This is a genomic window from Actinoplanes auranticolor, assembly GCF_018332655.1.
Taxonomy (GTDB): domain Bacteria; phylum Actinomycetota; class Actinomycetes; order Mycobacteriales; family Micromonosporaceae; genus Actinoplanes; species Actinoplanes auranticolor.
On record NZ_BOQL01000101.1, the window covers coordinates 1 to 6123 of the forward strand.

A 6123-nucleotide genomic window follows, 5' to 3' on the forward strand; every position below is an offset into this window, starting at 1 on the left:
CCAGACCACCGCCGCCCGGCGAGGCGCCCCACGGGGCGTTCGGGGCGTCGACGGCGCCGATCGCCGGGGACGTCCAGTCGTCGGCGTCCCCGCCGAGCAGGCCGCCGGCGTCGGACGGGTCCGGGATGCCACCGCCGCCCCCGCCCGGGCTGCCACCGCCCGCGCCCGGGGAGCCCGGCATCATCGGCGGCATGCCGCCACCGGCTCCGCCACCGGCTCCGCCACCCAGGCCGGCGCCCGCAGGCGGTGGTGCGATCTCCGGGAGGTCGATGCCGCCCGTACCGGGGATGCCGGAACCCAGGCCGGGGCCCGCACCGCCCGGTGGGCTCGCCAGGGCCGGCGGTTTGAAGTCCGCTCCCCCGGCGCCGCCACCCGCGGCGCCGGCGTTCGGCGGTCCGCCCACCGCCGGTGGCTTGACGGTGTTCGCACCGGCCTTGGGGCCGCCGTCGAAGCCCGGGACATTTCCGATGACCGGGGGCACGAAGGCGCCGTTGCCGCCGATCGGTGCCGGGCCGTTGCCGCCGCCCAGACCGGGCAGGCCGCCGCCGCCACCCGGCGGGGCGCCGATCCCGGGCGGCTGGAAGTTCGCGGCGCCCGTGGGCGGGGTGATCCCGGGGCCGAGCCCCGGACCGTCGCCCGTTCCGGCCGCGTTGAAGGTCGGGACCGTGAGCCCCGGTCCGCCGCTCGGCGGAGCGATCGAGGGCGGCGCGAACGGTGGCTGCGTGACCAGCGGAGGACCACTGGAGGGTGGCGGTGCGGTCACGTTGAGCGGCGGCGGCGTCGTGACGTTCAGCGACGGCGGGGGCGTGACGCTGAGCAGCGGCGGAGTGCTGAGCGGGGGCGGCGTGGTGATGGTGATCGAGGGTGGCGTCGTGTGGTCACCCAGGGTCAGCGACGGAATCGGCACGGTGCCCTCGGTGGGCGGCTGCACCTGGCTGTAGGTGGAGTGGTACTCGGTCGCCACCGTGCCGACCACCTGAGCCATCTGCTCGGCCATCGGCTTCTCGAACTTGGAGCCGCTGATCGGCACCGGACCGTCACCACCATCGCCGACACCGTCCATACGGGCGATCTCCGCGTAGGAGACGTCGAGGTGGTAGACCTGCTCCTGTCCCCACCGCAGGTAGTGGGCACTGCGGTAGAGCGCCTCGGGGACGGAGTTCGGCCCGTAGGCCTCGCCGCCGTTGATGCGTTCGGCGTTGCGGCCGACGTGCTCGGCGAGCAGGTCCATCTTGGTCAGGAACGCGTCGGCGGCCGCGCCCTGCCAGGCCCGGTCCGGGCCGGCGACGGCCTGCACCTGGTCGCGGATGAAGTTCTCCAGCCAGACCAGGGCGTCGCGGATCTGGTGGAAAGTGACAGCCGAGTCGACGAGCGTCTGCGGGTCCACCAGGGTCGCGGCATGCGCCTCGCCCGCCTCGGTGTTCAGGGCAGAGCCACCCCGCAGAGCAGCCTCCAGCTTGCGCCAGCCGCGGGACTCCGTCTTCCAGACGTTGTAGTCCTCCTCATTGGAGGTGTCGATGGTCTGCGGCATGAATGTCGCATCCTTCTCGACGTCGCTGTTCCACTCAGCCATGCCCTGGACCCTCCGTTACCCCGAACCCGACACGCGACGGACCACTACGCCGGTCAGGCCTCGGTACTGCCGCCGACCGTGCCGTACTTGTTGAGCGCGCCGATCTCGCTCCAGGCGTCCTTCAGCAGCTCCTGCAGCTTCGCCTGGGTGACCTCGTTGTCCTCTTCGGTCTTCTCGTACTCGGTCTTCATCACCTGGAGACCGGCCTGAAGATCAAAAAGTGCCCGGTGCAGGGTACGCAACAGGCCGATGGTGTCGCCACGGATGCCGGGGTTGCCCTCGCCCGTACCGTCGATCTTCTGCCGCAGGATCTCGGCCCGGGCGAACCCACCCGGCTTGATCATCTTGCCGTCAAGCTCGGTCGCCAGATCGAGCAGGAGTCCCTTGTGCTCACCCACGGCAATGGTGGCGAACTGGTTGATCAGGTGCTGGATCGCCTCGGTGTTGACCACCATCTCGTTGTTGCCGCTGACGTCGCCGGTGAACTCGGTGGTGACCGGAGGCTTCCAGCTGCTGCCCTCGTCGGTGAAGTCGTGGTACTCGCCGGGTTTCAATGTATCGATGTCGTCCATGATCTCGTCGACGCGATCCTTCTTCACGTCGTCCCAGGCGCTCTGGTCCATGCCGACGTACGTCTCGGCGTACCAGTCCCACACCGCGAGTTCGTCGGCGTCGTAGTTGTCGCGGTCGAAGTTGCTCGAGGTGTCGTCTTTGTGCGATGTCGTGTCGGAGGCCTTCTCGGCGTAGATCCGGTCGATCACCGAGCGCGCCCAGCCGGGATCCTCCCCGTGCTCGCCCTCGTAATCCCTGAAAATTCCCAACGCATCGACGGCGTCCAGATTGGCGTAGTCCCAGTTGATGCCCATGACGACGTTCTCCTACCGAGTCGTGAACCGAGGTCACCCGGCGGCCTTCGGACGCCGGGCAGACAAAGGCAGCCGGCCGCCGCGCCACCACGGGCACGGAGGCCGGCCGGTGAAGATCAGCCGCCGCGGACGTCGTTCCAGATCTGCGAGTGACGCTGCTCGGTGGTGCCGTAGTTGTCCGAGATCTGCCCCAGGGTGACCCGGGCCTGCTCGAGGTAGACCGTCATCTGATTGGCCGACTGGTTCCACGCGGCCTTCGAGACGTAGTACTGCTGCTGCGCCGCACCGGTCCAGTCCTGCAGGCTGGTCTCGACGGTGCGCTCCATCTCCGCCAGGCCAGACTTGATCTTGTTGTTGATCTGGTTCATGTCGTACAGCACCGCGTCGGCCTGCTGGAAGTTGAACGAGTAGTTGGACACTTGAGTCCTTCCCTGCCAGAAAGCACCCGACGACGGACGCCGCCGGGTGTGGAAAGTCGATGTCCGGACGAGGTCCGGGGCGGGCTCAGACGCCCGGGAGAGCAGCGCCGAACGAGGCGGCGGTGCTGGCGGCGTCGTCCTCGGCCGCGGTGTAGCCCTTGGTGGTCACGCCCATGACGTCGAGCATGTTGATGAGCTCGGTGATGACCTTCTGGAAGGACGCCTCCCAGCTGTCCATGGCCTGGTTGAACCCGGCCGACGCCTGACCGGTCCAGGACGCCTGCAGGGTGCCCATCTGGGTGTTCACGGCCTGCAGCTGGCCGGTGAACTCCGTCGCCGTGTTGGAGAACTCCTGGGCAGCACGCTGCATGCCCTCTTCGGTGGTCTGAACGATCGGCATCGACACAGCCGTACTCCTCACGTCGGGTGCCGTCGGCTCGGTTGGTGCCGTCCGGCGTTGTCGCGGGCCGCGGCGGAGAAGAGTCGCCCGCCGCGGGCAGTGACGAGTCTTGATGAGAACCGTGACGAAACAACAACCGAACCGCCTCGTATGTCCGAACGTCGGCCCAAAGCTGCACGGCTTCTCTCCTATCTCCGCGTCCGCTGGACTCTGCCGAGCGGACCTGGGTAGAAAGCACTGCACGTTTTCGCCCTGGATCCCCCTGCACTCTTCCTCCCTTTGACGGGGAGCGGCTTCACTGGTCAACCGACGTGGAGGGAGCGGCGCGGATGAACTTCAACGAACGCATCGAGGGCTTGTTCGAGGAGTACCAGCGGCAACGGAACAGCCTCACCGAGCTGCAGGAGAAGATGCGGGCCCTGACGGCCACCGCCACCTCACCCCGGCGCGAGGTCAGCATCACCGTGGGTCAGAACGGCGTCATGACGGACATCCGGTTCCCGACCGGCGCGCACAAGCGGCTGGCCCCGGCCGACCTGACCGAGCTCATCATGGCGACATACACCGAAGCCAAGGAGAACGTCATGCAGCAGGCGGCCGCGACGCTCGCGCCGATGCTGCCGGAGGGCATGGATGCCCAGGCGCTCGTCCGGGGCACTGCCGGCACCGACGCCTACCTGCCCAAGGAGCCGCGGATGGCGACCAGCGTCCGGGAGATGCTCAACCTGGGCCGGACCCAGCAGTGACCCGGCCGATCGGTCATCTCTGGGTCAACCCCGACGGCGTCATCGGCGTCGGCGACGCCTACGCCGAACACGTCGCGCTCTACACCCGCTACGTCGACCAGCTCATCTCGCTGCGCGACCGCTACGGCAGCGCGTGGGGCGACGACGACATGGGCAAGGAGTTCTCGACCAAGTTCCTCGAAGGGCTGGACAACCTGGAGAAACTGGTCGGCGGGATCAGGGGCACGCTGGACTACACCGCCGAGGGCCTGCGGCAGAGCGGCAAGCTCTACCGCGAGGCCGACGAGGACGCCCGCGAGGTCGGCGAGCGGCTGGCGCGTGACTTCGAGTCGCTGGGCACACCGGTCGCCCGCAAGGCCCTCAGGAGTCGGTTGGTCGAGCCGGGGGAGGCGGAGGCGGAGACGCCCGTCCTCCGCAGCCAGCAGGCCGTCAGGAGACGGCTCGTCGAGCCGGGCGAGGAGGCGCAGACGCCCGTCCTCCGCAGCCGCATGGCCGTGCAGGGCCGGCTCCTGCGCCCGGACGGGGAGCCGGACGTCGAAGGTGACGGAAAGGTGTTCCTGCGCAGCCGCCGCCTGGCGACCGAGGAGCCCGACGCGGAGTTCACGGCGCTCGAGCCGATGCAGCACGGCGTCCGCACCCAGCGTGCTCTGCTGGAACCGTTCGAGGAACTCGAACCGATGCAGCATGGTGTGCTGGCCCACGGCGAGGTGCTGGAGCCGCTCGAACGGCTGACCCCGGCCACCTCGTCCGTCATGATGAAGCCGGAGTACACGACCGCCTACGTCGGCGGCGAACCGCTGCCGGAGGGCTACCGGCTCCAGGCGCTGAACCCGTTCGCCGACGGCACCAGCCGGGTCGACGCCAACCTGTACGAGTCCGTGACCCCGCTCGCCGGCGCCCCGGTCACCACCCCGCAGGGGCAGGTCATCGACCCCGACGGACGGCACCTGTTCGTGGTCAAGGAAAACCCCGCCGTCGATCCCACCGCCCCGGGCTACCAGCCGCTCTACCTGTCGTACTCGGCAGACGGCACGCCCACCCCGCTGTTCTGAGCCGCCGATGACCGTCGCCCGTGCCTGATTTCCACATCCCCAACGACCCGCAGTGGCAGTGGGCGTACGACGCGATCCTCTACACCACGGGCGAGCAGTTCCCCGAGGCCGACCCCGCGGCGCTGCGCGCCATGGGCGAGGAACTCTACGGCTTCACCAGCGCCCTGCTCGGAGGCATGAACTCGACGGCGGCGCTGGGCGGCACCCTCGCCGGCAGCCTCCAGGGCCCGGCCTCGGTCGCGTTCAGCCAGTTCCAGATGGGCATCACCCAGCACGTCCCGACCGGCGCGAACATCTCCAAGCAGCTGGGTGAATCGGCGTACAGCTTCGCCCTGGACTCGGAGTCCACGCAGTACAACATCGTCATCGCGGCCTTCACCCAGGTCGTCGAGATCGCCATCGCGATCGCGTCCGGCTTCGGCGCGGCAGCCGTTCCCGCGCTGATCACCATCGGCCGGCAGATCGTCCAGCAGCTGATCGACTTCCTCCGCATGCGGCTGCGCAACCAGCTGCTCCGGATGGCCTGGGAAGGCGTCCAGGAAGGCCTGGAGGAGGTCTGGCAGAGCCTCGCGTCGCAGGTCACCCAGATCGCCGAGGGCAACCGCGACAAACTGGACTACAAGGACATCGCCCTGGCCTTCGCGGGCGGTCTCTTCATCGGCATGGGCGTCAGCGGCGCCCAGCTGATCGGCGGCAAGCTCTACCCCAAGATCAACAAGGACATGTACAGCCGGGAGACGCTGTCGGCGCTCGCGGAGACCCTCTTCGAGGGCCTGTTCACGATGATGGTCGGCGGCGACTTCAACGCCGGCGCGACAATGACCTCGTCGATCATCGGCGGCATGGCGCAGCAGTACGCCACGGACCTCGGCAACGCGATCGGCCCGGACAAAGGCGATCTGCCGCCGCCGCCGGACCTCAAGGGTGGAGCCGGCCCGGGCACCCCGCCGCCGGCCGGTGTGGAGGGTCCGCCGCCACCTGGGTCGCCGCCGCAGCACGGCGAGGGCGACAGTCCGCCGGCACCCGGCAACGGCGGCGGGCCGGCGCCGGTCGGCGCAGGCGGCCCC

The 6123-nt window shown here is 69.3% G+C and carries 7 protein-coding genes; 3 read left to right on the plus strand and 4 right to left on the minus strand.

The genetic code is table 11. The annotated features are described in order from the left end of the window. The 4 genes from Aau02nite_RS45250 to Aau02nite_RS45265 all read right to left on the minus strand — a co-directional run. Positions 1-1573: WXG100 family type VII secretion target (locus Aau02nite_RS45250; RefSeq protein WP_498368224.1), on the minus strand; the 1573-nt coding region annotated here is incomplete at its 3' end. A gap of 53 nt (positions 1574-1626) precedes the next feature. Beyond that, positions 1627-2439, minus strand: a complete 813-nt coding sequence (locus Aau02nite_RS45255; RefSeq protein ID WP_212994890.1) for a hypothetical protein — start codon at positions 2437-2439, stop codon at positions 1627-1629. 116 nt (positions 2440-2555) lie between these two features. After that, the gene (locus tag Aau02nite_RS45260; RefSeq protein WP_212994891.1) at positions 2556-2858 is read right to left on the minus strand and encodes a WXG100 family type VII secretion target; all 303 of its coding nucleotides are present in this window, start codon (positions 2856-2858) and stop codon (positions 2556-2558) included. Between the two features lie 85 nt (positions 2859-2943). Next, a complete protein-coding gene (locus tag Aau02nite_RS45265; RefSeq protein ID WP_212994892.1) occupies positions 2944-3264 on the minus strand; it encodes a WXG100 family type VII secretion target in 321 nt (106 codons plus the stop codon). A gap of 323 nt (positions 3265-3587) precedes the next feature. Here Aau02nite_RS45265 and Aau02nite_RS45270 point away from each other — a divergent pair, with 323 nt between their 5' ends. The 3 genes from Aau02nite_RS45270 to Aau02nite_RS45280 form a co-directional block, all read left to right on the plus strand. Beyond that, a complete protein-coding gene (locus Aau02nite_RS45270; protein ID WP_212994893.1) occupies positions 3588-4004 on the plus strand; it encodes a YbaB/EbfC family nucleoid-associated protein in 417 nt (138 codons plus the stop codon). Further along, on the plus strand, positions 4001-5056 hold the full coding sequence (locus tag Aau02nite_RS45275) for a hypothetical protein (protein ID WP_212994894.1): 1056 nt from the start codon (positions 4001-4003) through the stop codon (positions 5054-5056). The genes Aau02nite_RS45270 and Aau02nite_RS45275 overlap by 4 nt, the downstream gene beginning before the upstream one ends. 20 nt (positions 5057-5076) lie before the next feature. Continuing rightward, positions 5077-6123 (plus strand): WXG100-like domain-containing protein (locus Aau02nite_RS45280; RefSeq protein ID WP_498368225.1); only part of this gene is annotated, 1047 nt, incomplete at its 3' end.